The sequence below is a fragment of the Faecalibacterium sp. DFI.5.82 genome (assembly GCF_029076575.1).
Taxonomy (GTDB): domain Bacteria; phylum Bacillota; class Clostridia; order Oscillospirales; family Ruminococcaceae; genus Faecalibacterium; species Faecalibacterium duncaniae.
In genome coordinates, this window is the sequence record NZ_JARFIS010000014.1 from 52,627 (window position 1) to 78,590 (window position 25,964).

Annotated in this window: 24 protein-coding genes and 1 pseudogene; 21 read left to right on the plus strand and 4 right to left on the minus strand. The window is 50.6% G+C overall.

What is annotated here, in order from left to right; genetic code table 11:
* Window positions 1-3 precede the first annotated feature (3 nt).
* A complete protein-coding gene (locus tag P0G09_RS14465) occupies window positions 4-966 on the plus strand; it encodes a DUF3658 domain-containing protein (RefSeq protein ID WP_005601707.1) in 963 nt (320 codons plus the stop codon).
* A 61-nt stretch (window positions 967-1,027) separates the two neighbouring features.
* On the opposite strand, the gene P0G09_RS14470 is transcribed toward P0G09_RS14465, so the two are convergent.
* Window positions 1,028-1,834: a helix-turn-helix transcriptional regulator gene (locus P0G09_RS14470; protein WP_008372835.1), complete on the minus strand. Its 807-nt coding sequence runs from the start codon at window positions 1,832-1,834 to the stop codon at window positions 1,028-1,030.
* Between the two features lie 482 nt (window positions 1,835-2,316).
* On the opposite strand from P0G09_RS14470, the gene P0G09_RS14475 reads away from it, so the two are divergent.
* The 18 genes and pseudogenes from P0G09_RS14475 to P0G09_RS14560 all read left to right on the plus strand — a co-directional run bounded on the left by P0G09_RS14475 (window position 2,317) and on the right by P0G09_RS14560 (window position 19,193).
* On the plus strand, window positions 2,317-2,505 hold the full coding sequence (locus tag P0G09_RS14475) for a hypothetical protein (RefSeq protein ID WP_002592123.1): 189 nt from the start codon (window positions 2,317-2,319) through the stop codon (window positions 2,503-2,505).
* A complete protein-coding gene (locus P0G09_RS14480; protein ID WP_002595108.1) occupies window positions 2,502-2,843 on the plus strand; it encodes a hypothetical protein in 342 nt (113 codons plus the stop codon). The genes P0G09_RS14475 and P0G09_RS14480 overlap by 4 nt, the downstream gene beginning before the upstream one ends.
* Window positions 2,836-3,132 (plus strand): DUF3847 domain-containing protein, encoded by a 297-nt coding sequence (locus P0G09_RS14485; protein ID WP_002592121.1) that lies wholly within the window; start codon window positions 2,836-2,838, stop codon window positions 3,130-3,132. The genes P0G09_RS14480 and P0G09_RS14485 overlap by 8 nt, the downstream gene beginning before the upstream one ends.
* A 317-nt stretch (window positions 3,133-3,449) precedes the next feature.
* Window positions 3,450-3,647, plus strand: a complete 198-nt coding sequence (locus tag P0G09_RS14490) for a helix-turn-helix transcriptional regulator (RefSeq protein ID WP_002595107.1) — start codon at window positions 3,450-3,452, stop codon at window positions 3,645-3,647.
* 2 nt (window positions 3,648-3,649) lie between these two features.
* Window positions 3,650-4,066, plus strand: coding sequence for a hypothetical protein (locus tag P0G09_RS14495; RefSeq protein ID WP_002595106.1), 417 nt, complete (start codon window positions 3,650-3,652; stop codon window positions 4,064-4,066).
* A gap of 103 nt (window positions 4,067-4,169) precedes the next feature.
* Window positions 4,170-5,744 (plus strand): MobQ family relaxase, encoded by a 1,575-nt coding sequence (gene mobQ / locus P0G09_RS14500; RefSeq protein ID WP_002595105.1) that lies wholly within the window; start codon window positions 4,170-4,172, stop codon window positions 5,742-5,744.
* Between the two features lie 66 nt (window positions 5,745-5,810).
* The gene (locus tag P0G09_RS14505; RefSeq protein WP_002595104.1) at window positions 5,811-6,455 is read left to right on the plus strand and encodes a CHC2 zinc finger domain-containing protein; all 645 of its coding nucleotides are present in this window, start codon (window positions 5,811-5,813) and stop codon (window positions 6,453-6,455) included.
* Window positions 6,424-7,761 carry a virulence-associated E family protein gene (locus tag P0G09_RS14510; RefSeq protein WP_007047420.1) on the plus strand — a complete coding sequence of 446 codons (1,338 nt, stop codon included), beginning with the start codon at window positions 6,424-6,426 and terminating at the stop codon, window positions 7,759-7,761. The genes P0G09_RS14505 and P0G09_RS14510 overlap by 32 nt, the downstream gene beginning before the upstream one ends.
* A gap of 241 nt (window positions 7,762-8,002) precedes the next feature.
* On the plus strand, window positions 8,003-8,200 hold the full coding sequence (locus P0G09_RS14515; protein ID WP_002595102.1) for a hypothetical protein: 198 nt from the start codon (window positions 8,003-8,005) through the stop codon (window positions 8,198-8,200).
* A complete protein-coding gene (locus P0G09_RS14520) occupies window positions 8,201-9,871 on the plus strand; it encodes a recombinase family protein (RefSeq protein WP_005335872.1) in 1,671 nt (556 codons plus the stop codon).
* 91 nt (window positions 9,872-9,962) lie between these two features.
* Window positions 9,963-10,046: pseudogene (locus P0G09_RS14525) on the plus strand (Maff2 family protein); the annotation flags it as partial.
* Between the two features lie 228 nt (window positions 10,047-10,274).
* Window positions 10,275-11,141, plus strand: coding sequence for a CD0415/CD1112 family protein (locus P0G09_RS14530; RefSeq protein WP_112116535.1), 867 nt, complete (start codon window positions 10,275-10,277; stop codon window positions 11,139-11,141).
* A 15-nt stretch (window positions 11,142-11,156) separates the two neighbouring features.
* On the plus strand, window positions 11,157-11,519 hold the full coding sequence (locus P0G09_RS14535; RefSeq protein WP_044960449.1) for a PrgI family protein: 363 nt from the start codon (window positions 11,157-11,159) through the stop codon (window positions 11,517-11,519).
* Window positions 11,494-13,863: an ATP-binding protein gene (locus P0G09_RS14540; protein WP_275252994.1), complete on the plus strand. Its 2,370-nt coding sequence runs from the start codon at window positions 11,494-11,496 to the stop codon at window positions 13,861-13,863. Before P0G09_RS14535 ends, P0G09_RS14540 begins: the two co-directional genes overlap by 26 nt.
* Window positions 13,856-15,538, plus strand: coding sequence for a C40 family peptidase (locus P0G09_RS14545; RefSeq protein WP_275252995.1), 1,683 nt, complete (start codon window positions 13,856-13,858; stop codon window positions 15,536-15,538). The genes P0G09_RS14540 and P0G09_RS14545 overlap by 8 nt, the downstream gene beginning before the upstream one ends.
* A gap of 594 nt (window positions 15,539-16,132) precedes the next feature.
* On the plus strand, window positions 16,133-17,929 hold the full coding sequence (locus P0G09_RS14550) for a reverse transcriptase domain-containing protein (protein ID WP_275252996.1): 1,797 nt from the start codon (window positions 16,133-16,135) through the stop codon (window positions 17,927-17,929).
* Window positions 17,930-18,172: 243 nt separating this feature from the next.
* On the plus strand, window positions 18,173-18,445 hold the full coding sequence (locus P0G09_RS14555) for a DUF4315 family protein (RefSeq protein ID WP_015536499.1): 273 nt from the start codon (window positions 18,173-18,175) through the stop codon (window positions 18,443-18,445).
* Window positions 18,429-19,193 carry a DUF4366 domain-containing protein gene (locus P0G09_RS14560; RefSeq protein ID WP_015536500.1) on the plus strand — a complete coding sequence of 255 codons (765 nt, stop codon included), beginning with the start codon at window positions 18,429-18,431 and terminating at the stop codon, window positions 19,191-19,193. Before P0G09_RS14555 ends, P0G09_RS14560 begins: the two co-directional genes overlap by 17 nt.
* Before the next feature lie 310 nt (window positions 19,194-19,503).
* Here P0G09_RS14560 and P0G09_RS14565 read toward each other — a convergent pair whose 3' ends face one another.
* The 3 genes from P0G09_RS14565 to P0G09_RS14575 all read right to left on the minus strand — a co-directional run bounded on the left by P0G09_RS14565 (window position 19,504) and on the right by P0G09_RS14575 (window position 21,484).
* A complete protein-coding gene (locus P0G09_RS14565) occupies window positions 19,504-19,986 on the minus strand; it encodes an NADAR family protein (protein WP_112116541.1) in 483 nt (160 codons plus the stop codon).
* 213 nt (window positions 19,987-20,199) lie between these two features.
* Window positions 20,200-20,541 (minus strand): hypothetical protein, encoded by a 342-nt coding sequence (locus tag P0G09_RS14570; protein ID WP_186850374.1) that lies wholly within the window; start codon window positions 20,539-20,541, stop codon window positions 20,200-20,202.
* Window positions 20,525-21,484, minus strand: coding sequence for a MarR family transcriptional regulator (locus tag P0G09_RS14575; protein WP_112116545.1), 960 nt, complete (start codon window positions 21,482-21,484; stop codon window positions 20,525-20,527). Before P0G09_RS14575 ends, P0G09_RS14570 begins: the two co-directional genes overlap by 17 nt.
* A 513-nt stretch (window positions 21,485-21,997) precedes the next feature.
* Here P0G09_RS14575 and P0G09_RS14580 point away from each other — a divergent pair.
* Both P0G09_RS14580 and P0G09_RS14585 read left to right on the plus strand, forming a co-directional pair.
* Window positions 21,998-23,494, plus strand: a complete 1,497-nt coding sequence (locus P0G09_RS14580) for a glycosyltransferase (RefSeq protein ID WP_342760537.1) — start codon at window positions 21,998-22,000, stop codon at window positions 23,492-23,494.
* Window positions 23,495-23,834: 340 nt separating this feature from the next.
* Complete coding sequence (locus tag P0G09_RS14585) at window positions 23,835-25,904, plus strand: type IA DNA topoisomerase (protein WP_275253001.1); 2,070 nt, start codon at window positions 23,835-23,837, stop codon at window positions 25,902-25,904.
* Window positions 25,905-25,964 lie beyond the last annotated feature (60 nt).

Sequence of the window (25,964 nt, forward strand, 5' to 3'; positions counted from 1 at the left end):
AAGATGATTGAAATTGTATTTGGTGAAAGTGCCTGTGGAAGTTTGAAAATTGCCCAAACTTACGGCAAGGGAAAGTATAGAGGAAGTGCTGTTTCAATATTTATGAGGCACGAAGACGGGAGTGTTCCATCTTCAGATGAAATGAAAAAGGCACAGCTTCAAGCACAGGAACAAGAACGCATTGCTTGGGAGAATGCTATTCCATTGGGAGGCAAGAGCAGTGATGTTTATTGTTTTGATATGGTTCTTAGTGTGGGAGATATTTCTGATAATGGAATTGGCGAACAGCGGAAAAATATTTTCAAGAAAATGCTGTCTGTCTGCTTTGTAGAGGATTTAGATTATCAGGTTGAAGAAAAAATACAGAAAATTAAAACTACATTGACCTCAGTGATTGAACGATATGTAGCTGGGGAAGAAATTCGCATTTGGTATAGCTATAATCCAGATGAGCTTTGTGGTATGTATTGGCTTATGAAACAACTTCAACCATTAAACTGCCAGACAACAATTTATTTGGTTAAGTTACCTACATGGGAATATGGAAAAGAAAATACTATGACATCCAAAATAGCATGGGGCGAGGTGTCTCCTGGCGAATGGGGAAACTATATAACTCTACAAGAGAAAGCTAATCCTGTATTTCTTTCAGCTTGTACTATGAAATGGAATCAACTTCAAAATGAAAATGCACCTTTGCGTGCAATGTTAAATGGTAAATTGCAAAGCGTTTCAGAAGATATATATGATAGTTTCATTCTTCGTGAAATTGCGGAACAGCCAGAGCAATTCAAAATGGCTATTGTCATAGGTAATGTTTTAGGAAAATATCAACTTGGAATTAGTGATGTATGGATTTCCAATCGCATTGATAAAATGCTTGAAGATGGTGTGTTGGAAATTATACAGGACGCACCAAAGGGAGAAACAAATTATCGCCGAATATTAAGAAAACGAATGAAATAATAACCACAGCACAAACCGCTGCTACATGGAATCCAACAAACCATGCAACAGCGGTTTTCCTTTACCGTTTTTTCCTCTGGCTGATAGGCGTTCCCATTTTCTTTGATTTTTTGAGAATACGAATGAACCAGCGAAATTCTTCTTCTGACAGGTTTTTATAGTTGATACCAAGCTGCTTGCAGTAAAGGATAACCAGTTTTTCATCTCGACTGCCCTTGAAATTTTCGACCGCTTCCAGATTTTCTTTCAGTTCATCGGCAACGGTAGTTTGGGGCGCACTCTCGCTGTCCTTTTTGTGGAATTCCCGAATATCCCGGATAATCAGGTTGAGGTCATCCAGAACCATGTGACTGAAATACTCATCATCACTGATATGTGCGGCTTGCAGCACCTTCAAATGCGGGTCATCTTCGCCGGGGCGATACCGTTCAATAATTTCATGCCGGACGGTATCAACAAGGGAGTTGAGATTTTGGATTTGCATGGTGGCAATCCCGTCCACATAAATCTCAATGTCCGCAAGAAACTTGATAAAGTCCTTATGGGTGGCAAGTTCGCAGAGCAGACGGTTGTTAATCCGACCGCTTTTCAGCAGTGCCACCATCTCATCGTTCAAATGCAGCTCCGTCAGTGGCGTGTTGATCTGCTCCCTGTTCTCTGTCCGGCACAGCAGATAATCGACGGAAACCCCATAGAAGTCTGCCAGCGTGATAAGGTTGCCATGATTGATTTCCTTATAATCCTCTTTTTCATAACTGCCAAGGGCTGATTTAGAAATGCCCGTCAGCTTTGATAGTTCTTCCAGATTTAAGCCTTTGTCTTTGCGGAGTTCCCAAAGGCGTTCCTGTATGCTTGTTGCAACTTTCATGGGCGCACGCTCCTTTCCGGTGGTTTTATTTCTGCCGTTTAACTGGATTATATCACACTTTCCGCAATCGTGGAAATTTCTGATTTTCCCCCTGATTCCTACTTTGTGGATATACGGCACAGGGCACAAAAATGTTCTATGATACAGGTAGTTCATCGATGGATTATTCCAATCGAATGACCAGCCTGTGTGGGATATGCTTCCCCGGCGATGTAGCGCCATGACTTTTGGCAGGGATATGGAGGAACCCTGACCGAAACGAGCGTACCAAAGGGAGCGATACGCCGCTGTGAGATTCAGGGGAGGAACGACACCGGGGAGAACTGGCGAACTGACACCGAAATGATACCGAAACACGACAATCTGATAGGGGGATAGTCTACCCTATCGCTGATACTTCGGGAGATTTTAAGCGGCTCTATGACCGTAATTTTGCCGAAAATCGCCCCGAAACCATACACAAAAACGGGAGGAAGCGCAATATGCCGAGAATGAGCAAAAAGAGGAAGCATGAGCTTTCCTTTTACCTCAATGACCGGGGGCGTGTCACTTACAACGAATTATGCCGGAAATGCCAGCATGGGTGCAGGCAGAGCTTCCGGGCGGTTGTGGTTGACTGCCCCCGTTATTTATCCAAACGAGCAAAGAAAAAGGAGGAACACACCGAATGAATTTTGAATTTATGACGATAGACACACCATTGCCGCCGTGTATGCCATTTCCCATAGCGTTGACAGGATTTCCAGTCAGCAGCACCGCAAAGGTCATGTACTGCCGGATGCTGGACGCTATGCTATCCAAAGGGCAGGAGGACGAAAACGGAATCCTGTTTGTCTGCTTCCCTGTCACAGCCATTGCTACAGTCCTGTCCCGCAACTCCATGACGGTCAAGCGTTCTCTGAATGAACTGGAAACCGCTGGGCTTATCATGCGGGTGCGTCAGGGCGTGGGAGAACCAAACCGGATTTATGTGCTGATACCGGGAAAGGAGGACGCTGCCCTTGCCTGAGACCTCAAAGCTGGAAAAACTCAACTGGGAGCTGGAGAAAAGCGAAAAGAAACTGCGGAAAGCCATCAATGATGAAAAGGCATTGCAGTACCAGTTAAAGCAGCTTACCCGAAAGGAACGAACGCACCGGCTCTGTACCCGTGGCGGTATGCTGGAAAGTTTTCTGCAAGAGCCGGAACGCCTGACAGATGATGATGTCATGCTGTTGTTGAAACTCATTTTTCACAGGCAGGACACGCAGGAACTATTGAAAAAACTGCTGGAACGGGAGAAGCCGGAAACCCCTTAGTTTACTAAGGGCGCAATTATACACCACCCAGAGGTTGGTGCATTGCGTTCTCCGAAGGCTCCTTGCCGGAGGGCTGTGATTTTCCGCAGTCAAGGTCTGCTCCAAATCATACAGGGGACGCTACGCTTCCCCTGCGCTGGCTGCCGCCAGCTACCCTTTTGTGGACTTGCCATCTGGGGACACCTTGCGTTGCAAGCTGTTCCCAGCCGATAAGTTTCATAAAATATAATGCAAATGGAAAGCTAACTTGACATAAAAGAACTATGTGATATAATGGAAGCATGGAAAGTTAACTTTCCATAAGAGAGGAGGATGACATGAAAAATCGCCTGGAAGAATTACGAAAGCAACGAGGCATAAAGCAAGAAGATTTAGCAAATGCATTGGAAGTATCACGACAGACCATCGGCTCTTTGGAAAACGGACGCTATAACCCATCTATTCAGTTGGCATTTAAGATTGCCAGATATTTCAACATGAGTATTGAAGAAATTTTTATTTACGAGGAGGATTGATTATGAAAAAAAGGTTGTTGATTTTAATGACAGTTACAGGAATGATTATTCTACTGGGAGGATTGCTAACATACGGTTTGGGAGTACATGAAATAATACCTGTGCCACGTCCCGACTTAATAGTAGTAGGTACATCTCTCATTGGAATTTTGCTGATTGTATCTGGTGTGTGCGACTTGTTCGTTAAGAAAACCAAAGAAATGGAAATAGAGGAAAATGACGAGAGAAATATTTCGCTTAGTAATGCTGCTATGGCAAGTGGCTTCAAGGTAATGAATGTTACGATTGCTGTTTCTATTTTTGCTTTGATTTTCACCGGATATATGACAGTAGTCCCATGTTTCACTATTATTGGGGCTTATGCTATTGGACAAATTGTATTTATTGTGCGACTTTGGTACTTGCACAAAACTATGTAAATGTATTACTAAATACCCGCCGCCCCCAGCGGCACAACAAGCAGGAAATCTGAAAAGGTATCCTGCTTTTTCTATGTCCAAAAACGGAAAGGAGGAACACAAAATGCCCTGTCCACACAACGAAATCTCTATTGTGCAGCGCAGCCACCGCCAGTCTGCGGTTGCCGCCGCTGCTTACCAGAGCGGCGAAAAGCTGTTCTGTGAATATGACCAGGAAGTAAAACACTACCCGGAAAAGCGTGGTATCGTCCACAATGAAATCCTGCTCCCGGCAAACGCTCCCCTGGAGTACACAGACCGCAACACCCTCTGGAACGCTGCCGAAGCTGTTGAGAAGCAATGGAACTCCCAGCTTGCAAGGCGGTGGGTGCTTTCCATTCCCAGAGAGATACCGCCCGACCAGTACGCCGCCCTTGTACGGGATTTCTGCCGCCAGCAGTTTGTTTCCAAAGGAATGTGCGTGGATTTTGCCATCCATGACAAAGGGGACGGAAACCCACACGCCCATGTCATGCTGACCATGCGGGCAATGGATGAGCGTGGGAAATGGCTTCCCAAGAGCCGCAAGGTCTATGAACTTGATAAGAACGGGGAACGAATCAAGCTCCCGTCCGGCAGGTGGAAAAGCCACAAGGAAGATACGGTTGACTGGAACGACCGCAAATATGGCGAAATCTGGCGGCATGAATGGGAGGTCATCCAAAACCGCTATCTGGAAGCCAACAACCGCCCGGAACGAGTAGATCTCCGTTCTTACGAAAGACAGGGGCTTGATATTATCCCTACCGTCCATGAAGGGGCTGCTGTCCGGCAGATGGAAAAGCGTGGGATTCAGACGAACATCGGCAACCTGAACCGAGAAATCAAAGCCGCCAATAGTTTGATGAAGTCCATCCGGCAGCTTATTAAAAATCTCAAAGGCTGGATTGCGGAGCTTAGCGAAAAGCGGAATGAACTGCTTGCCCAAAAAGCTGCGGAGGAAGCGGTCTTTCTTCCCAATCTGCTGATGAAGTATATGGAGATACGAAAGGCAGAACGGAGCAGCTGGACACGGGCGGGACAAAGCCGGGGGACTTCCAAAGACTTAAAGGCAGTCAGCGAAGCCCTGTCCTATCTCCAGAGAAAGGGACTTTCCACCGTGGAGGATTTGGAAAACTTTATAGAAACGTCCGGGAAATCTGCCGCCGACTACCGAAAGCAGATGAAGCCAAAGGAAACCCGCAGCAACGTGATTGACGCTATCCTTGCCGCCCGGACGGACTGTAAGGAATGTAAGCCCGTTTATGAGAAATACCAGAAGATATTTTTCAAGAAAACTAAGGAAAAATTCAAGCTGGAACACCCGGAGGTTGCCCGGTTTGAGAAAGCCAGTGCCTACCTTGCCAAGCACCCGGACGATAAGGACAGCACGAAAAAGGAGCTTTTGCAGGAACAGGCGAAGCTTGTGGACGAAATCGCAGACTTGAAAGTACCGTTGACCGAGGTGCAGGAAGATTTGAAGAAGCTGTGGGACATCCGCTACTGGGTACGGAAAGCCACACCCGGCACAGAGGAAAGCAAAGAGCCGCCCAAGAAGCAGCCCCTCAAAGAAGTCTTGCAGGATAAGGCTGACGAGAAGAGAGCACAGAAAAACGCCCCGGCGCAGACGAAACACAAACAACAGGATATGGAACTTTAACAGGCACTTGCCATTTTCAGATTGAGAATGATAAGTGCCTTTTCTTTTTTACAAGGAGGAATTGATTTGAATGTATTTGAAGCTGTGAAGCAGTCCGTTACGACAAGACAGGCTGCGGAGCATTACGGAATCCGGGTAAACAGAAACGGGATGGCTTGCTGCCCGTTCCACAACGATAAGACCCCCAGCATGAAGCTGGACAAGCGTTTCCACTGCTTCGGATGTGGTGCAGATGGGGATGTGATTGATTTTGTAGCTGCCCTGTACGGGCTGGGGAAAAAGGAAGCCGCCGCACAGTTGGCGAGTGACTTCGGGCTTGCCTATGAGGACTGGAAGCCACCGGGCAGGGCAAGGAAGCCCAAGCCCCGGCAGAAATCCCCGGAAGAACAGTTCCGGGAAGCAAAGGCACATTGCTTCCGTGTCCTTGCCGATTATCTACACCTCTTACGGGTATGGAAAACCGACTATGCCCCGCACTCCCCGGAGGAAGCGTTTCATCCCCGGTTCGTGGAAGCCTTGCAGAAGCAAGCCCATGTGGAATATCTGCTGGATGTGCTGCTGTTTGGGGATACGGAGGAAATCGCTTCACTGATTACGGAACATGGAAAGGATGTGATACAGCTTGAACAGCGAATGGCAGAGCTTGCCGCCGCAGACGCAGCAAGAACTAAAAAACACCATGAACGCCATGCAGCCGCCCCAGAGCGTTGAGGAAGTAAAGGCAACTCTGGAAACCACCGAGAAAGGCGGTGTCCGCCAGAGCATACGGAACTGCCTGACCGTATTCCAGCGTGACCCGGTGCTTGCCGGGGCAATCGCCTATAACATCCTGACCGACCGAAAGGACATCATAAAGCCCATCGGTTTTCACAGAGAAAGCACAGCCCTGACCGATACAGACATGAAGTATCTGCTTCTCTATCTGGAGGAAACCTACGGGCTGACCAGTGAGAAAAAGATTGAAACCGCCATCGGGATTGTGGCGAATGAGAATAAGTACCACCCCATCCGGGATTTTCTGAACAGCCTTGCATGGGACGGGACGGAGCGCATCCGCTTCTGTCTGCGGCACTTTCTGGGGGCGGATGTGGACGATTACACCTATGAAGCCCTAAAGCTGTTTCTTTTGGGGGCGATTACAAGGGCATTTAAGCCCGGAAGCAAGTTTGAAATCATGCTGTGTCTGGTAGGCGGTCAGGGGGCTGGCAAGTCCACCTTCTTCCGTCTGCTGGCAGTCCGGGACGAGTGGTTTTCCGATGATTTGCGGAAGCTGGACGATGATAACGTGTACCGCAAGCTGCAAGGTCACTGGATAATTGAAATGTCGGAAATGATGGCAACCGCCAATGCCAAGAGCATTGAGGAAATCAAGTCTTTTCTAAGCCGACAGAAAGAGGTTTATAAGATACCCTATGAAACCCACCCGGCAGACCGTCCCCGTCAGTGCGTGTTCGGCGGTACTTCCAACGCCCTTGACTTTCTCCCCCTTGACCGTTCCGGCAACCGCCGATTTATCCCGGTCATGGTGTACCCGGAGCAAGCCGAGGTTCACATTTTGGAGGACGAAGCCGCTTCCAGAGCCTATATCAGCCAGATGTGGGCGGAAGCAATGGAGATTTACCGAAGCGGCAGGTACAAGCTGTCATTCAGCCCAGCCATGCAGCGGTATCTCAAAGAACACCAGCGGGATTTTATGCCGGAGGACACCAAAGCCGGGATGATACAGGCTTACCTTGATAAGTACACCGGGGAAACGGTCTGTTCCAAGCAGCTCTACAAGGAAGCCTTAAATCACACCTTTGACGAGCCGAAGCAATGGGAAATCCGGGAAATCAACGAGATAATGAACCAGTGCATTACCGGGTGGAACTACTTTTCCAATCCAAGAATGTTTGCGGAATATGGCAGACAAAAGGGCTGGGAGCGTGAAATCCCGGCAACGGACACCGACAACCCGCCCGAAAAATCTATGGACGGTTTTGTGGAGGTCACGGAGCAGATGGAGCTTCCATTCTGAAAATGACAGCCCGTTGCCGACTTCGTTGCTATCCCGTTGCCGAGCCGGTTGCCGGGGAAAAACCCATAACTGCGGGCTTTTCTCCCCTATGACAACCAAAACAACAGAAAAATAAAAGAAAAGTATAAATAGTAACCACCGCCAGATTGAGATTGTTTGCAAGGTCTTTTGAAGCCCGTTGCCGGACTTCGTTGCCGACACCCTCTGTCTGGCTATTTTCATGTATGGAGGATAACTGCCTATGGCAAAAAACAAAACAGAGATTCATGTGACCACTGTATTTGACGGGGAGCTGGACGCCACCGATGTGTTCGTCAGCCTGATTTCCCAGAAATACGGCAAGACAAATACAAAAGAATATCTTGCTAAAAAGAAAGAATTGAAGTATAATGAAGATGAGGTTCAAAAGAGCCGGATACCGTCTGGATTGTGTGGGTAAATGGCTATGATGAACGAAATGGAATACAGAACAATCGGTTCGGCACTTGCCGGGGGCTATCGTGCAGCGGTCTATTGCAGACTGTCAAAGGACGATGACCTGCAAGGCGAAAGTGCCAGTATCGCAAACCAGCGTGATATGCTGGAAAAATACTGCGAAAAGCAGGGATGGGAGGTTGTGGCAGTCTATCAGGACGATGGCTTCACAGGTCTTAATATGGAGCGTCCTGATTTACAGAGAATGTTGAGATCCATTGAGCGCAGGCAAATCAACCTTGTTATCACGAAAGACCTCAGCCGACTGGGGCGTAACTATCTGCAAACCGGGCATTTGATTGAGGACTTTTTCCCAAGAAACGGGGTGCGCTATATCGCCATGAATGACGGTATCGACACCTTACGGGATAACAACGACATTGCCCCGTTCAAGAATATCCTGAACGAGATGTACAGCAAGGATATTTCCAAGAAAGTCCATTCCTCTTATCTTCTGAAAGCGCAGAAAGGACAGTTTACCGGGTGTCTTGCCCCGTTTGGGTATCGGAAAGACCCGGAGGACAAAAACCATCTGCTCATTGACGAGGAAACCGCCCCGATTGTGCGGCTGATTTTCGGATATGCCCTAAACGGTCATGGTCCGAACTATATCCGCAGACGGCTGGAGGAAGAAAAAATCCCCTGCCCCACATGGTGGAACCGGGAACGGGGGCTTCGCAATACCCGCACCAAATGGGAAAAGAAAGACCCGGAAAACGGGCGGTATATGTGGGACTTCTCCGTTATCAAAGACCTTTTGATGAATCCCGTCTACACCGGGGCGATTGCTTCCCAGAAAAAAGACTACCGCTTCAAAATCGGCACGATTGGGGAAAAGAAACCGGAGGACTGGGTTGTGGTTGAGGGACAGCACGAACCGCTGATTGACCGCATGAGCTTTGATATTGTGCAGAACAAGCTGAAATCCCGCCAGCGTCCGGGGCAGACCAATGAAATCAGCCTGTTTGCCGGACTGATAAAATGCGGCGAGTGTGGGAAGTCGCTGACGATACGCTACACAAACGCAAAACATCCCCAGCGGATTTACTCCTGCAAGACCTACAATGCCTTTGGAAAGAACCACTGCACCCAGCACCGGATTGACTATGACACCCTTTACAGCCATGTGCTGCGGAAAATCCGGGAATGTGCCAGAGCTGCCCTGATGGACGGGGAAGCGGTTGCTGACCGCCTGACCAATACCTGTGAAGCCGAGCAGCGGGAACAGCGGGAAGCAATGGAACGCTCCCTTACAAGGGACGAGGAACGGATTGAGGTTCTGGACAAAATGGTCATGCGGCTTTATGAGGATATGATTGCAGGGCGTATCAGTGAGCAGAATTTCAACACCATGCTGGAAAAGACACAGACCGAGCAGACGGAGCTTAAAACAAAAGTGTCCGAGGGCAGAAAGCGGCTGTCCGATGAAGTCCAGCTTGCCAATGACGCAAAACAATGGGTGGAAGCCATTCAGGAATACGCCAACATCACAGAGCTGGACGCAGCCACCCTCAACCGCTTAATCAAAGAAATCGTCGTGCATGAGCGCATTGACGAAGATAAAACAAGACACATTTCTATCGAAATTCATTTTAATCTCAAACCCATCCCGGAGGTGGAACAGGTCACTGCCTGACCTGTCCCGCCGGGACGGTTCTCTTAAAAAATACCATATAGATTTTTTGTACGCCGCCGCCCGCCATCGAGCAGAGTTTTACACCTAATTGGGGATAAAACAGCTCATGGCTGGCGGCGGTGTTGCCCTGATTGGCATCACTCTGATCCCCCTGCTGAGTGGTCTGTTCGGCTGATCTTTTCCGGGCGGCGTTTGCCGCCCCGTACATATTTACTTGCAAGCATTTCCAGCCCCTCCGTGGCAAACGGATTCTTATTATAAAGAGGAAACGCATTGCAAATCGAATATTCACCTTTATTTTGAAAGGATGGTGCTATTATGCAGATTCTGACTCACCTTATTTTTCTGCTCAACCTGCTCAAGACCCTTATCAACCATTTTTCTTGATGGGTGGTGGCGCTGAGTGGAAACTGTTCTCAAAGCAATCTCCGATTGGATCAAGTCACTGCTGACAGCGGCGATCATGTCCAATCTCTCCGGCTTGTTTGATGACGTCAACACCCAAGTGGGCAACATCGCACAGCAGGTCGGCACCAAACCATCCAATTTTGAACCGCGCGTTTTCGCTATGATCGAGGCGTTGTCCCGGAACGTAGTGCTTCCCATTGCAGGCGTGATTCTGACCTTCATCGCCTGTTATGAGTTGATCGAGATGATCACACAGCACAACAACATGGCACAATTTGAGCCTGCGCTGCTGATGAAATGGATCTTCAAAACTTCCATTTCGGTCTGGATGATCTCCAACACTTTCGATATCATCATGGCGGTGTTCGACGTGACGCAGCAGGTGGTGGCAAATTCCAGCGGCATTATTTCCGGCAACACAAGGGTCAACGACATCGGGCTTTCCATGCTGCAATCCAGCATGATGCAGATGGACGTAGGCCCACTGTTCGGGCTGTTCTTGCAGTCCTTCTTCATCGGCATCACTATGCGCATCCTGTCCATCGTGATTTTCGTCATCGTCTACGGAAGAATGATTGAGATCTACATGATGGTCAGCCTTGCCCCGGTGCCCATGGCAACATGGGGCAACCACGAGCAATCCCATGTGGGACAGAACTATCTTCGTTCTCTGTTCGCGCTGGGATTTCAGGGTTTCCTGATTCTGATCTGCGTGGCGATCTACGCTGTTCTGCTCCAGAATGTTGCAATATCCGGGGATGCCATCAACTCGATCTGGAGCATCGTGGGGTACACGGTGCTGCTCTGCTTCTCGCTGTTCAAGACCAGCTCTGTCGCCAAAACTCTGCTGGGTGCCCATTGATTCGGAGGTGAAATTTTGGCAGCTTATATTTCCGTGCCGCGCGATTTCAGCAAGGTGAAGTCCAAAGTAGCCTTCAACCTGACCGCCCGGCAGCTTATCTGTTTTGGTGCAGCGGCAGTCGTAGGCGTGCCGCTGTTCTTTGTTCTGCGGGACACCGCTGGCAATTCCGGTGCTACCCTCGGCATGATGGCGGTCATGCTGCCCATGTTCTTTCTGGCCATGTACCAGAAAAACGGTCAGCCGGCTGAAAAGATCCTGCGGTACTACTTTCAGGCGCGCTTTGTTCGCCCGAAGGTGCGTCCGTACCAGACCCGCAATTACTATGCACTGCTTGTGAAGGGAGATGACGCCCATGATTCCGTTTCTGAAAAAGAATAAAGACGGCAAAAAGCCGCCCAAGCCCACAGTGCCCCACACGGCACAGGAAAGCATCCCGTTCCAGCGGATGTTTGAGGACGGTACCTGCCGTGTCCGTCCCGGCTACTACACCCGCACCATCCAGTATCAGGATATCAACTATCAGTTGGCGCAGCAGGAGGACAAGACCGCCATCTTTGAGGAATGGTGCAGTTTTCTCAACTTTTTCGACAGCTCTATCCACTTCGAGTTGTCCTTCGTGAATACCGCCACCGATTCGGCGGACTTCGAGAAGTCCATCCGCATCCCGTACCAGCAGGATGGCTTTGATGATGTGCGAGCCGAGTACAGCCAGATGTTGCGGCAGCAGCTTTCCAAGGGCAACAACGGCCTGACCAAGACCAAATTCCTGACCTATGGCATCGAGGGCGACAGCATGGCGCAGGTCAAACCTCGGTTAGAGCACATCCAGAACGACCTGATGAACAACTTTCACAGGTTGGGCGTTCTGGCAAAGCCGCTGGACGGTACGGAGCGTCTGCGGCTGATGCACGGGATGCTGAACATGGATGGAGCCAACAAGTTCCACTTCAACTGGAAAGACCTTGTGCCCAGTGGTCTGTCCGTAAAGGATGCCATTGCCCCCACTGCGCTGGCGTTTAAGAACAGCCGTACCTTTCAGGTGGGCGGCATCTTCGGGGCTGTCAGCTTCCTGAATATTACGGCTTCTGACCTGAGCGATCAGCTTTTGAAGGATTTCCTTGATATGGATTCCAGCCAGATCGTTACCATGCACATCCAGTCCGTTGACCAGAACAAGGCCATCAAAACCATCAAGCACACCATCACGGAACTGGACCGCAGCAAAATCGAAGAGCAGAAGAAAGCCGTCCGCGCAGGATACGATATGGACGTTTTGCCGTCCGATTTGGCAACCTACGGCAGAGATGCCAAGGCACTTTTGAAGGAATTGCAGAGCCAGAACGAGCGGATGTTCCTTGTCACTTTTCTGGTGTTGAACACCGGCAAGACCGAGCAGGAACTGGAAACCAACGTGTTTCAGGCAGTCAGTATTGCCCAGAAGCACAACTGCGAACTGTGCCGTCTTGACTTCCAGCAGGAGCAGGGGCTGATGAGCAGCCTGCCACTGGCAGACTGCCAAATCGAGATCCAGCGGGGTCTTACCACCAGCAGCACAGCGATTTTTGTGCCGTTTACCACACAGGAACTGTTCGACAACGGCAAGGAAAGCCTGTATTATGGCTTGAACGCCCTGTCCAACAACCTGATTATGGTAGACCGGAAAAAACTGAAGAACCCCAATGGCCTGATCCTCGGCACCCCCGGCTCTGGCAAGTCGTTCAGCGCAAAGCGTGAGATCTGCAACGCATTCCTCGTGACGGACGATGATATCATCATCTGCGACCCAGAATGTGAGTACGCTCCGCTGGTGGAGCGTCTGCATGGGCAGGTCATCCACATCAGCCCTGCCAGCACCCAGTATATCAACCCGATGGACATCAACAGCAACTACTCGGAGGAGGACAACCCGTTGGCTTTGAAAGCCGACTTTGTGCTGTCCCTGTGCGAACTGGTGGTCGGCGGCAAAGAGGGCTTGCAGCCGGTGGAAAAGACGGTCATTGACCGCTGCGTCCATGTGGTCTACCGCAAGTATTTCGAGAACCCCATCCCGGAAAATATGCCGCTGCTGGAAGACCTCTACAATGCACTGTTGACGCAAGACGAACCGGAAGCCCGCCATGTGGCGGCTGCGCTGGAAATCTACGTCAAGGGCAGTTTGAACATTTTCAATCACCACACCAACGTAGATATCAATAACCGCATCGTCTGCTTTGACATCAAGCAGCTGGGCAAGCAGCTCAAAAAGCTGGGTATGCTCATCGTGCAGGATGCCGTGTGGGGGCGTGTGACCGCCAACCGCAGTGCCGGAAAATCCACCCGGTACTATGCAGACGAGTTCCATTTGCTCTTGAAGGAAGAGCAGACTGCTGCTTATTCCGTTGAGATTTGGAAGCGTTTCCGTAAGTGGGGCGGCATTCCGACAGCCCTAACGCAGAATGTCAAAGATCTGCTGGCAAGTCCCGAAGTATCGAATATTTTTGAAAACTCGGACTTTGTGTATATGCTCAATCAGGCCAACGGAGACCGGCAGATTCTCGCAAAGCAGCTCAACATCTCGCCCCATCAGCTTTCCTACGTCACTCACTCTGGTGAGGGCGAAGGGCTGCTGTTCTTCGGCAACGTGATCCTACCCTTTGTTGACCACTTCCCGAAAGACCTTGAACTCTACCGCATCCTTACGACCCGCCTTTCCGAAGTTGCGGAGGCTCAAAAGCATGAGTGAGAAACAGCCAAAGCTGAAATTTGAGGAAGACAAGGAGCGCACGGCCACGCGCTCTCCTCCGAAAAAGTCCAAAGTGGAGCAGTCTAAGCCCAAAAAGCAGAAACTGAAGCAGGATGCAGACAAGGCAGCGGAAAAGGCGCAGCACCTGCGTTTTGGCAAAGCAGAGATCACCCCGGATGAAGCATCCCGCATGACAAAGCAGCAGAAACGTGCTATGTATGCCGCTGCCGCCGCCCGGTCTGCGGTGCATCGGGAGGTTGACCAGTACGAGGACGATAATGTGGGCACGCAGGCTTTAAGCGAGGGCGAAAAGGCAGCAGGAAATGTCCGGGATATTTCCAAGAGCATCTATGCCCGGAAGCTGAAAAAGAAAGCCAAGATGCAGGGCAAGAAGGGTGCCAAAACCGCACAATCTTCCCCACAGAAGCCGACTGCGGCACAAGATGCAGGCGCATCCGGCACCGGCGAGGGCGGCTCCAACTGGCTCTCCCGATGGCGGCAGAAACAGGACATTCGGCAAAGTTACTATGCCGCCGCCCATTCGGGCACAGCGGCGCAGACCGCAGGCGGCAAAGCGGCATCCAACGGTGCATCTGCCACCCGATCCGGCGTGGAGCAGGTCATCGACAAAGGAAGATCGGTGGTCAGCACCGCAGTCAACGGCATTGCCAATTTTGCAAAAAGCAACGCGCACGTTCTTTTGATCGTGGGCGTTTTTCTTTTGCTCTTGCTGCTGGTCATGTCGGCATTTTCGTCCTGTTCCATTCTGTTTTCCGGCACCACGCAGGTATCCGGTCAGACCATTTACACCGCAGAGGACCGGGACATCCGGGGAGCCGAAACCGACTACAAGAAGCTGGAAAAGGAACTGGATAAGAAAATCAAACGCACCCCCGCCGACCACCCCGGCTATGACGAATACCGATACCATCTGGATGCTATTGAACATGATCCTTGGCAGCTCACTTCGTTCCTGACTACTCTTTATGACGACTACACCCGCAGCGAGGTGCAGGCAAAACTCAAGGAGACGTTTGCCAAGCAATACAAGCTGACCACATGGGTGGAAGTCCAGACCCGGTACCGCACGGTAGTGATGATCGACATTTTTACTGGCATCCCCTACACCGTGCAAGTCCCCTATGAGTATCGAATTTTTCACACAAAGCTGGTGAATAAAGGGCTGGAGGTCGTTATCCGGGAGGAACTGGACAACGACCAGTGGAAACGCTATGAGATCTTTCAGGATACGTTGGGTGGTCGGCCATATCTGTTCAAAGGTGGACTGCCGCCCGGTGGCTCCGATGGCTCTGGCGCGCCGGGCATTGATTATCAGGTTCCAGCGGAAGCCTTGACGGATGAGGAATTTGCCGCCATCTACAAGGAAGCCCAAAAGTATGTGGGTACGCCCTATGTGTGGGGCGGCTCTACCCCGGAAACTGGCTTTGACTGTTCAGGCTACGTTTGTTGGGTCTACAACCAGAACGGCTACGATGTGGGACGCACCACCGCCAACGGCCTGTGGAACAAGAGCCAGCACATCAGCGAAGCCGAAGCAAAGCCCGGTGACCTTGTTTTCTTCGAGGGAACGTATGATACTCCGGGAAAAAGTCATGTGGGCATCGTGCGTCCAGTAAGGACGATAGTAGAAGTAGAGAAAGGAGGCTGTGGTTAAGGTACTACCCCGCAAAGCAACGCGGGAATCCACCTGCTTTACCGAAAATCGAAAGATGTACGGGAAAAGAGCACGGCAGGAAAGCGGCAAGTTGCCTAAAGACAATCGGGCACGACTGAACCGCGAGGATAAGTGAATACAAGGATAAAACTGAATTGTTTAAGGTGAGTTCCAAGCCCTTGTTACGTGTGGGCAAAGGAAAATTGTCTGAAACCTTTGGTACAGGGACCGTAGGAAATAGAGTCCTTCCTATGGGTTGCTAATCCCCTGTGCGGCACGTCGGAGAACCGATAGTAACGGAACAAAAGCATATCCGATAATTCACATTGACCTACTACTATCGTCAACTGGAGATTGTCTAAACCGGAACGCTTGAAAAAGCTATGTGTAATGCAGCAATGTGATAAATTTCAAAGCTATGCTAGAAAGATGACACTGAAAATCCGGCATGACAACGGAGCTTCTGTAGTAGTCCGAGAATCCTGAATTGACAGGAAAAGCCGTAAAATCGGATGCGGGAAAGCCGCTCACATGGCGAAGAGAAGCAGTTTTTTGTGCATTAAAATCAGAAATTGATTAGAGAGGAAAGCCTCAATGAAATCAACAATGGAGATTTTAACAAAATTACAAGAGAATTCCCAAAAGAACCACGATGAAATTTTCACACGACTGTACCGCTATCTTTTGAGGCCAGATATTTACTTCATCGCCTATCAGCATCTTTACTCCAATAAGGGTGCAGGAACGAAGGGTGTGAATGATGATACGGCTGATAGATTTAGCGAGCAGTATGTGACAGCCATCATTGAAGCATTGAGAACAGGGTCATATGAACCCAAGCCGGTACGCAGAACCTATATTCAAAAGAAGAACGGCAAGCTGCGCCCGCTGGGACTTCCTGTATTCGCTGACAAGCTGGTGCAAGAAGCTATCCGTATGATTCTGGAAGCCATCTACGAGCCAATTTTCTCTATCTATTCCCACGGCTTTCGACCGGGCAGAAGCTGCCACACGGCACTTGCCATGATCAAGCATGAGTTTACCGGAGCAAAGTGGTTCATTGAGGGCGACATCAAGGGATGTTTTGATAACATCGACCATTCCACGCTGATTGGTGTGCTGAACCGAAAAATCAAGGATGCTCGTTTTCTGAACCTGATTCGTATGTTTCTGAAAGCCGGCTATATGGAAGACTGGAATTTCCATGAAACCTATAGCGGATGCCCGCAGGGTGGAATCATCTCCCCGATTCTTGCAAACATTTATCTGAACGAGCTGGACAGGTATATTACGCAGCTGAAGAAGGAATTTGACCACGGATACAATCCGAGAAACTTTACGGAAGAATACAACACGATACGGCACAAACGAGATGCACTGCATGAGAAAATCAAGAAAGCTGAAGGGACAATGCGGGAGCAGCTCATTGCTCAGCACAAGCAACTGACAAAGCAGTTGTTTCGGACACCTGCAAAAGCGTGTACCGATAAGCGATTGAAATATGTTCGCTATGCAGATGACTTTCTGATTGCAGTCAATGGGACAAGAGAGGAATGCGAGGAAATTAAGGCAAAACTCACGGATTTTGTCCGGGACACTCTGAAAATGGAGTTGAGCCAAGAAAAGACCCTTATCACTCACAGTAACACTCCTGCCCGATTCCTTGGTTTTGATGTTCGGGTGCGCAGGGATGCCAGCGTTAAACGCTCTGGAAAACGAAAAATGCGCACTATGAACAACAAAGTGGAACTCAATATTCCACTGAAAGATAAGGTGGCGACCTATTTACTGTCCCATAGCATCGCTAAAAGGGATGGAAAGAGGTTGATTCCTATTCATCGCCCAATTCTGCTGAACCGCACGGATTTGGAAATCGTAATGATTTATAATGCGGAACTTCGAGGACTCTGTAACTATTATGCCATTGCAAGCAACTTCAACAAGCTCGGTTACTTTGGCTATCTGATGGAATACAGCTGTCTGAAAACACTCGCAAACAAGCATCGCTCCCGAATTTCTAAGGTTCGTTATGAATACAGAGATGGGACTGGTGCATGGGGTGTTCCGTATGAAACCAAAAACGGAAAACGCCGTATGATGTTCGCTAAGTACAGCGATTGCAAAGGCAAAGATTTGACGGAAAAAGTGCCCGATTTGGCGCATCGCTATTCGCACAACACAACCTCCTTCGAGGAACGTCTGAAGGCCAAAGTCTGTGAAGTCTGCGGCTGTACAGACAACGATAGCTATGAAATCCACCATGTAAACAAGGTCAAAAACCTGAAAGGTAAAGCTGATTGGGAAAAAGTCATGCTGGCAAAGAGGCGCAAGACAATCGTCGTGTGCCACAAATGCCACATGAGAATTCATCATGGAACTAAAACGGAATAACTTTTGAAATGGAGCAAAAAATGGGGAGCCGTGTGCGTTGAGAGGCGCAAGCACGGTTCTGGGAGAGGTCTGTGCAAACCTGTCGTAGAAATACGATAAGGCGGCACTTTCCTACTCTACTACCTTGGAAACGGGATGATGGTGTCCGCCGGCGACCCCATCAAGTACGCAAACATTCACTCGTCCTACTGGCAGAAATATCTGTCCGGTTTCGGGCGGCTCTCAAAATGATTGGAGGAAAACATGAGCGAAAAACTCGATAAGCTGCGCGCTTCTCTGGAAAAGGAAAGGGAGCGTCGCATTAAGATCAACACTCGCATTGAAAGCCTTGAACGACGGATTCAGGAAGCAGAAGCTGCCGAGGTGAATGAGATGGTGCGCACCGCCAAGGTTACGCCGGAACAGCTTGCCGCCCTGCTGCGCCAGTCTGCAACTTCCACTCCGACCCCGGCTGCGTTGTCCGCAGTCGGTGCTACGTTCAACAAGGAGGAATCTGATAATGAAGATGATGAATAAGTTCTGTGCCCTGATGTTGTCGGTGGCACTGTGCGCTGGCATGGCGGCTCCTGCTTTTGCCTATGGCGGTGAGCCTACGGAGGAAGTGGAACAGCCTGTCCTGACTTCTACCACCGATGAAGAAGATGTAGTCACCGTGACCGATGAGGAAACCGGTGCTCTGACCCCGGAGGGCAACCTGACACTGGTGGACGATTACCACACCAATTATTCCGATGGCAGTGGTCAGCAGTTCATTACGCTGGTGTCGAAGTCCGGCAACACATTCTATCTGGTCATTGACAGGAATAGTAAAGGGGCGCAGACCGTCCATTTTATGAACCTTGTGGATGAAGCCGACCTGTTGGCTCTGATGGAGGAAGAAGATGCGGACGCTTATACCGCCGAAAAGGAAGCGGCGGCGCAGGCTGAACAGGACAGGCTGAAAGCCGAGGAAGAAGCCAAGAAAGCCGCAGAAGAAGCGGCGGCATCCGGCACGGAACAGCTCAAGGAAAACAAGGTCACAAAGATCGCATCCGGCTTTCTGGGTGTGGTCGTGCTGATTGCACTGGCGGCAGGCGGCGGTTATCTCTATATCAAGATGAAGGGCGTAAAGCCTGCGTCCAAGAAAAATCAGCCGGACCCGGATGCGGATTATCACGATGAGGATGAAGATACGCTCCAGCTGCCGGAGGATGATGGTGACGAGGACGAAGAAGTGGATGTCAACGAGGATTATGAAGCGGAATCGGACGATGAACCTGTCTGATTAACGCAGCGTTGACCGGTGGGGCGGCTGAAAAGCCGTCCCCTTTACATAGCCAAATGGTTGGTGGGTGAACTGTTTTGAGCTATGAAGCTATGGACTCTGTAGGCGATATCTGATAAAATAGAAAGTAAGAACAGCTCAACAACTCGGAATTTTACCATCCAGCATCTCTCAAAAATAATAGGCATATTTTCATATAGTGTTGATTAAATGTCTATAAGTGCTCATATTCTGCGCATTTTGATCTGCATTTATTCATATCTATAAATCATCAAATACGTATTTATATTGGTATCTGGATTTTCGCCCTTCACACCCGTTCTCGTACGATCATGAGTGCATACCCCAGCAGGTTCGTTCCGTGCCACTTTTTCACGTCGAGTCGATCTGGGTCCTTCATCGATAAGCCGATGCCCCAGATGTGGTCCTTGACGGCGCACTCTGCGAGGATGGCGTCGCCGGTGGATTTGAGCTGAGCCTTCAGGTCTTCGTTCTGCTCAAACTTTGCGAGGAGGCCTTCGTAGACGAGGATCTGGCGCATGCCGTTCCATCTGCTTTCATCATAGTTTGAAACCTGGCGGCCCAGTTCCTTGATGCGGCCGACGTCATCGGTTTTCAGGATTTCTGCGGCGACCTTCTCGTCCCGAAAGCAGCGCGCCTTCTGGTACATCATGTACTGCTCCATGGATGAAAACCGGATGCCGTCCTTTTCGAAATCCGACCGATACCAGTTACTCAAATATCCGTATTCCTCATCCGGGTTGTGAAAGCCGATGATCTGCTTTGTATTCATAATCCGTTCCTCCTGTCTATATGCTGCAGATGGTTTTCTGCACTATGATCATAGCACTGTTCTACGACAAAATTTTTCACATCATACGCCTGATTTCGGCTGTCTTTATATAAATCCGTACTTTTTTCCCAGGTTCTCGGCTACCTGGGCGCCGGTTTTGCACTTTCCATCTGCGATATCCTGTCTCGCCTCCGAAAGCTGACTCAGCATCTCCTATTTACGGATGTTCTGGTAGTACCGGACCGGTTTCCCGTGCTCTTCGGCGTACTGGATTTCCGAGCGGGTGCTGTCACCGATGTAGCCGCCGACGTTGATGACGTAGATTTCGTCAGCCATGTCGATTTTCCGTTTGTGCATGTCGTCGAGCATTTCCTTCGTTTTCGAGAGGGTTCCTTCGTCCATGCCGTCCCAGACTTCCTGATCGCCGGCGTGGCCGAAGAGCCCGACGCTGATGACGATATAACCCGCAAGCGTCAGCCGCTTCTGGGCATCCATGAACTGCTCTTTGAAGCGGGTGCTGCCACAGAGCGTGACTACTTTATATTTTCCTACCATCTATCTTTCTCCATACTTCGCTCAGCAGTTCTTCCACTGCCTGTTCAACACGTTCATCTGTATCGTCTTTTAATGTCAGAGCCAGCGAGAGCGCGTCAACGCTATGTCCAGTAGCTAAAATCCGAGGATCGTATCTCCACATTTCTACCGCCACCTGAGTCTTCGAATCCTGAAGTCTGTTTGTCATAACGTTTTTCCATTGAGATATTTTATCTGTCGCATAGCACTCGACGGCTGGTGCGCTCAGCATCGAATATTCTGCCAGTGCCGAATATCCGCTTACCAGCATATCCGCCCCAATATACTCCTTCGGAACATAGACCGTTCGCTTTACCGGATTCAACAGAGTCTCTTCCGCTTTCTGAAACAGCACTTCCGGCGGATCTTCGGACAGCAGAATTTTCTGCACACCAGCTTTCTTTATCTGCAACAGCCCCATCTCCTCCAGCTGTCTCGATGCTCTCGATATAGACGTAGCTGTCAGCTTTAAATCCTTCGCTGCCTGGCTCGACGGCAGTTCTTTCGTGCCGCCGTAAATAAAATGCAATAAAAGCAGCTGCGCCGACGGAAGCAGATCTTCTCTTGGCTGCTTCTCCGCATCGCACCGCTCCTGCAAATACACGCTCATAAACGGCAGATAGATTTGTTTTCCATCTACGATAAACGGGATCTTTTCACGAAGCAGATATTCCTTTTGACGATAACTGAGTTCGTTTAGCACCAGCACGACAGGCAGGTTCTCTTTTTTCTGTATACGGGCAATATGCTTTTTCAGCACTTCGATCTGCTCCAACTCTGTCTTTGGATAAAGAAAAATCACTTTCTGTCCATCCATGGATACCTTCTGTAAACGATACCTTACAGCTATATAATTGGGCAGATGGTCAAACTCTGCGCGCTGAACTGTCGCTTTAATTCCCAGAACTTTATAGAGATATTCCATATGTTCTCCTTCTATTTAACTCTATTTTTGTATTATAACTTGTTTTAAGTTAAGTTTCGATATTAAAGTTAAGATAATTCAAAAAAATCATCAGGAAGCGGAAATATCATAAGAATAATTTAACACCATGGCACCTTCTTTTTCCTCTCAGATTTCCGTGCTCTGCCACTTTTATGAGCGTTCTTTTCAGTATTTTGCCACTTTCATGAGGGAATAATCCGTGCTTCATTACACTTTCATGAGCGAATTTATGCTGTAATATGACATTTTCATGAGGGAATTGGTGCTTCGATGCGACGTGAGGAGGTAGTGGGCGGAGGCATGGGCGCGATAAAGGCAACGAGTGCGAATGGGTGGACGCGACGTGAGAAGGTGGAGGGTGCGGACGCGTGGGCGCGGAGTGAGCAGGCGGAGGGCCGAGACATTGGCCCGGGAAAAGTGAGCAGAAATATACGAGTGTCAACGGGAGGGTTTTATGGTACAACTAGAAGTAGTTTTTTGATGGAGGTGCCTATGGAGCCGAAGGTCAGTATCATCGTGCCGGTGTATAACGCGGAGAAGAGTCTCGCGCGCTGTGTGGACAGTATTCTGAATCAGGAGTTTCGGGATTTCGAGCTGATCCTCATGGATGATGGAAGTAAGGATCGGTCCGGGGAGATCTGCGACGGATATGCGCGGGCGGATGCGCGCGTGGTGGTCGTGCATAAGGAGAATACGGGGGTGTCGGATACGCGAAACCAGGCGATCGCGCGGGCGCGGGGTACGTTTCTGCAGTTCGTGGACAGTGATGACTGGCTGACGGCGGATGCGACGAAGCTGATGGTGCGGGCGGCCGAGGAGACGGGCTGCGACATGGTGATCGCGGATTTCTATCGTGTCGTCGGAGAGATGGTGTCGCGGAAGGGGGATATCGACGCGGACCAGGTGATCGGGCGTGAAGCGTTCGTTGGCTTCATGATGGAGAACCCGGCGGACTACTACTATGGGGTGCTGTGGAATAAGCTGTACCGGCGCTCGCTTGTGGAGGCGCACGGGATCCGGATGGATGCGAAGCTCAGCTGGTGCGAGGATTTTCTGTTTAATCTCGAGTATGTGCGCTATGCGACGACGTTCTATGCGCTGCGGACGCCGGTCTACTATTATGTGAAGACGAAGGGTTCGCTGGTGAATCAGAAGATCAGCTTCGCGCGGACGGTGGAGATGAAACTCGCGATGTTCGAGTGCTACAACGACTTCTTCAAGCATGTGCTGGATGAGGATGCGTATGAGCGGAAGCGGCTGCAGGTCTATCATTTTCTAGTGGATGCGGCGAAGGATGGTTTCGTGTTCCCGGCGACGATTCCGGGGACGCAGAAGCTCGGTGAGGAGCGGAGCCAGGCGCTGCAGGAGGTGATTTCGGAGGATGGGATCATCGTGGAGAAGTACCGCGACCGGAAGCTGCTCGAGCGCTATCTCGAGTCGGTGGCGCTGAAGTATGATATGACGCTGGCGGAGCTGTCGCTGCTGCTGTATCGGAAGGACGCGGGAAAGGCGCTCACTCGAGGGGCTGAAGCGCAGATGCCTGCGCGGGAAGATGCCGTGGAGGCGACTGATCGAAAGGATGCCGGAAAGGCGCTGAGCCGGAAGGATCTCGCGGAGCTGATGCATATGAGCCGCGGGGATCTGCGCGCCGCGCTGCAGAAGCTGGTCTCACGCGGGATGCTCGAAGTGGTCGACGTGCCGAGGAAACGACGTGAAGCGGCGGAAATAGCCGAGGCGACCGGTCTTTTCGGAAAGCGTGGCGAGGCACAGGATGCAGACGCGAACGGAATGACGAAGAAAAAACGCGAGCCGCGGATGATTCGTCTCGAGCTGCTGCCGGCGTCGGATGCGGTGCTGCAGGATATCGCGGCCGCGGAGCGTGACTACGAGCAGGCGAAGTTCCGGGGATTTACCGAGGACGAGCTCCGGCAGTATACAGCGCTCGAGCGGCGTGTGCAGGAGAACGAAAAGCAGATACTGCAGAAGTGAGGATGGGCAGACGAACACCATCAGCGATGCCTGGCGATGAGTCAGCGAGGGGCAGAATGCGTTGCGGCGAGGCACAACGCATGCGCGGAGTGATGATGTGGAGGGCCGAAACATGGGCACAAGCGAGTAGGAGGCGGTGACTAGCCGCCGTCCTCTCACACCACCGTGCGTACCGTTCGGTACACGGCGGTTTCAACAGTTGACGTGCATAGACTGATAAGCTGTGGCAAGATCATAAAAGCCCCAGTTTGTAGACCTAAAACAGAATACCGTTCCTTACATAGCAGTCATGCGCTTCGGTGCCTGGCTGCTAATTTTTTTGCGAAAGGAGCAGTATCGAATGAAGCTTGTATTAGCGGAAAAGCCCTCGGTTGCCATGAGTCTCTCGAAAGTGATCGGGGCAGATCAGCGCGGGGACGGTTATATGGAGGGCAATGGCTACCTTGTCAGTTGGTGTGTGGGGCATCTGGTGGAACTTTCCCAGCCGGAAGCCTATGATGAAAAGTATGCAAAGTGGAAGTATGATGATCTTCCGATTTTGCCGGAACATTGGCAGTATCAGGTGTCCGCCAGCACGAAAAAGCAGTTCGGAATCCTGAAAAAGCTCATGCAGCGGAAAGATGTGGAGAGTCTGATCTGTGCAACCGATGCAGGGCGTGAGGGCGAACTGATTTTCCGACTGGTTTACCATCAGTGCGGCTGCAAAAAGCCGGTGGAACGGCTTTGGATTTCATCAATGGAGGACAGTGCTATCCGGGAAGGCTTTCAGAAGCTCAGACCGGGAACAGAATATGATGCCTTATATGAGGCGGCTTTATGCCGGGAGCGAGCCGACTGGATGGTCGGTATCAATGCGTCCCGGCTTTTTTCGTGTCTGTACAACCAGCCCTTGGCAGTGGGGCGTGTTATGACCCCGGTGCTTGCTATGACGGTACTGCAGGAAGCCGCCATCGCTGCCTTTGTGCCAGAGAAATTCTACACGGTTTCCCTGACCCTTGCAGACGGCGGCACCGCATCCAGCAAGCGGTTTGCACAGAAAGCGGATGCGGAACTGTTGCTTTCCAAATGCCGAAAGGAGAAGCGTGTCACGGTGCAGAAGATGGAGCGCAAGGAAAAATCCGAAAGCCCGCCGCAACTCTATGACCTTACCGCATTGCAGCGGGATGCAAACCGTCTGCTGGGATTTACGGCACAGCAGACCTTGGATTATGCCCAAAGTCTTTACGAAAAACGTCTCATCACCTACCCCCGCACGGACAGCCGATTTTTGACGGAAGATATGGCGGCATCCCTGCCGGGGCTGGTGACGGATACGGGCAAGGCGTTTGCTGTGGAAGAGCCGATTCCCATCCATGTGCAGCAAGTCATCAACGGCAGCAAGGTCACCGACCATCATGCGCTGCTGCCCACGAAAAGCATGGCAAACGCAGACCTTGCCGCCCTCCCTGCCGGGGAGCGGAACGTCCTGCGGCTGATTGCCGCACGGCTGCTCTGTGCCGTAGGTGAGCCGCACCGCTATGCGGAAACCACACTCACCACCATCTGCGCCGGGGAGGAGTTCTCCGCAAAGGGCAAGGTGGTGCTGTCCGAGGGATGGAAAACTGTGGAACGGAAAATGCTGGGGGATCTGCTTGGCAAGCAGAAAGAAGCGGTTGTTCTGCCGGATGTGAAGGAGCAGAGCCAGTGCAGCGTTGCCGGTGCCGAACTGAAAGAGGGTCAAACGTCCCCGCCGAAACCCTACACGGAAGATACTCTCCTGTCAGCTATGCAGGCAGCGGGTGCAGACAGTATGCCGGAGGGCGTGGAGCGTCAGGGCATCGGCACTCCGGCGACTAGAGCCGCAACCATTGAGAAATTGGTACAGAAGGGCTTTCTGGAGCGCAAAGGCAGCAAGAAAACCAAGGTGTTACTGCCCACGGATAAGGGAAAAGCCCTCATTACCGTGATGCCCGAAGAAATCCAATCCCCGGAAATGACCGCCGATTGGGAAACAAAACTGCTGCAAATCGAACGCAGCGAAATGGAACCGAGTGAATTTATGACTGAAATTAAAGAGATGATCTCCTCGCTGGTAACGACCACCGAGGCTGCGAAGGGAGCGAATGCACTTATGAAAAACAAAATTATTGGTGTCTGCCCGAACTGCGGTAAGCCTGTCGTGGAGCGTGAAAAGGGCTGGTTCTGCGAGAACCGGGAGTGCCGTTTCGTGCTGTGGAAGGATAACGCTTTTCTGAAACGGCTCGGCAAACGCATGGACGCTCATGTGGCAGACAAGCTGCTTCGGGACGGTCGTGTGCGCCTGAAGGACTGCAAGAGCGCCAAGGGCAAGACCTACAATGCTATCGTGCTGCTGTCCTGTGAAGCCGATGGCCGCAGCAAGTTTTCGCTGGAATTTGAGGGTGGGTGCTGATGGAGCAGATAAAAGAAGCGGTCTACCTTATCAATGATGAACGCTATCTGCATCTCCGGG

What these genes read in the sequence shown, in the direction of transcription:
- P0G09_RS14560 (WP_015536500.1), top strand. Translation starts at nt 18,429, where the DNA reads ATGAAGATGATGAATAAGTTCTGTGCCCTGATGTTGTCGGTGGCACTG.
- P0G09_RS14570 (WP_186850374.1), bottom strand. Translation starts at nt 20,541, where the DNA reads ATGGTAGGAAAATATAAAGTAGTCACGCTCTGTGGCAGCACCCGCTTC.
- P0G09_RS14545 (WP_275252995.1), top strand. Translation starts at nt 13,856, where the DNA reads ATGAGTGAGAAACAGCCAAAGCTGAAATTTGAGGAAGACAAGGAGCGC.
- P0G09_RS14480 (WP_002595108.1), top strand. Translation starts at nt 2,502, where the DNA reads ATGAATTTTGAATTTATGACGATAGACACACCATTGCCGCCGTGTATG.
- P0G09_RS14475 (WP_002592123.1), top strand. Translation starts at nt 2,317, where the DNA reads ATGCCGAGAATGAGCAAAAAGAGGAAGCATGAGCTTTCCTTTTACCTC.
- P0G09_RS14470 (WP_008372835.1), bottom strand. Translation starts at nt 1,834, where the DNA reads ATGAAAGTTGCAACAAGCATACAGGAACGCCTTTGGGAACTCCGCAAA.
- P0G09_RS14585 (WP_275253001.1), top strand. Translation starts at nt 23,835, where the DNA reads ATGAAGCTTGTATTAGCGGAAAAGCCCTCGGTTGCCATGAGTCTCTCG.
- mobQ (WP_002595105.1), top strand. Translation starts at nt 4,170, where the DNA reads ATGCCCTGTCCACACAACGAAATCTCTATTGTGCAGCGCAGCCACCGC.
- P0G09_RS14515 (WP_002595102.1), top strand. Translation starts at nt 8,003, where the DNA reads ATGGCAAAAAACAAAACAGAGATTCATGTGACCACTGTATTTGACGGG.
- P0G09_RS14580 (WP_342760537.1), top strand. Translation starts at nt 21,998, where the DNA reads ATGGAGCCGAAGGTCAGTATCATCGTGCCGGTGTATAACGCGGAGAAG.
- P0G09_RS14520 (WP_005335872.1), top strand. Translation starts at nt 8,201, where the DNA reads ATGGCTATGATGAACGAAATGGAATACAGAACAATCGGTTCGGCACTT.
- P0G09_RS14465 (WP_005601707.1), top strand. Translation starts at nt 4, where the DNA reads ATGATTGAAATTGTATTTGGTGAAAGTGCCTGTGGAAGTTTGAAAATT.
- P0G09_RS14555 (WP_015536499.1), top strand. Translation starts at nt 18,173, where the DNA reads ATGAGCGAAAAACTCGATAAGCTGCGCGCTTCTCTGGAAAAGGAAAGG.
- P0G09_RS14550 (WP_275252996.1), top strand. Translation starts at nt 16,133, where the DNA reads ATGAAATCAACAATGGAGATTTTAACAAAATTACAAGAGAATTCCCAA.
- P0G09_RS14540 (WP_275252994.1), top strand. Translation starts at nt 11,494, where the DNA reads ATGATTCCGTTTCTGAAAAAGAATAAAGACGGCAAAAAGCCGCCCAAG.
- P0G09_RS14490 (WP_002595107.1), top strand. Translation starts at nt 3,450, where the DNA reads ATGAAAAATCGCCTGGAAGAATTACGAAAGCAACGAGGCATAAAGCAA.
- P0G09_RS14565 (WP_112116541.1), bottom strand. Translation starts at nt 19,986, where the DNA reads ATGAATACAAAGCAGATCATCGGCTTTCACAACCCGGATGAGGAATAC.
- P0G09_RS14495 (WP_002595106.1), top strand. Translation starts at nt 3,650, where the DNA reads ATGAAAAAAAGGTTGTTGATTTTAATGACAGTTACAGGAATGATTATT.
- P0G09_RS14575 (WP_112116545.1), bottom strand. Translation starts at nt 21,484, where the DNA reads ATGGAATATCTCTATAAAGTTCTGGGAATTAAAGCGACAGTTCAGCGC.
- P0G09_RS14510 (WP_007047420.1), top strand. Translation starts at nt 6,424, where the DNA reads ATGAACGCCATGCAGCCGCCCCAGAGCGTTGAGGAAGTAAAGGCAACT.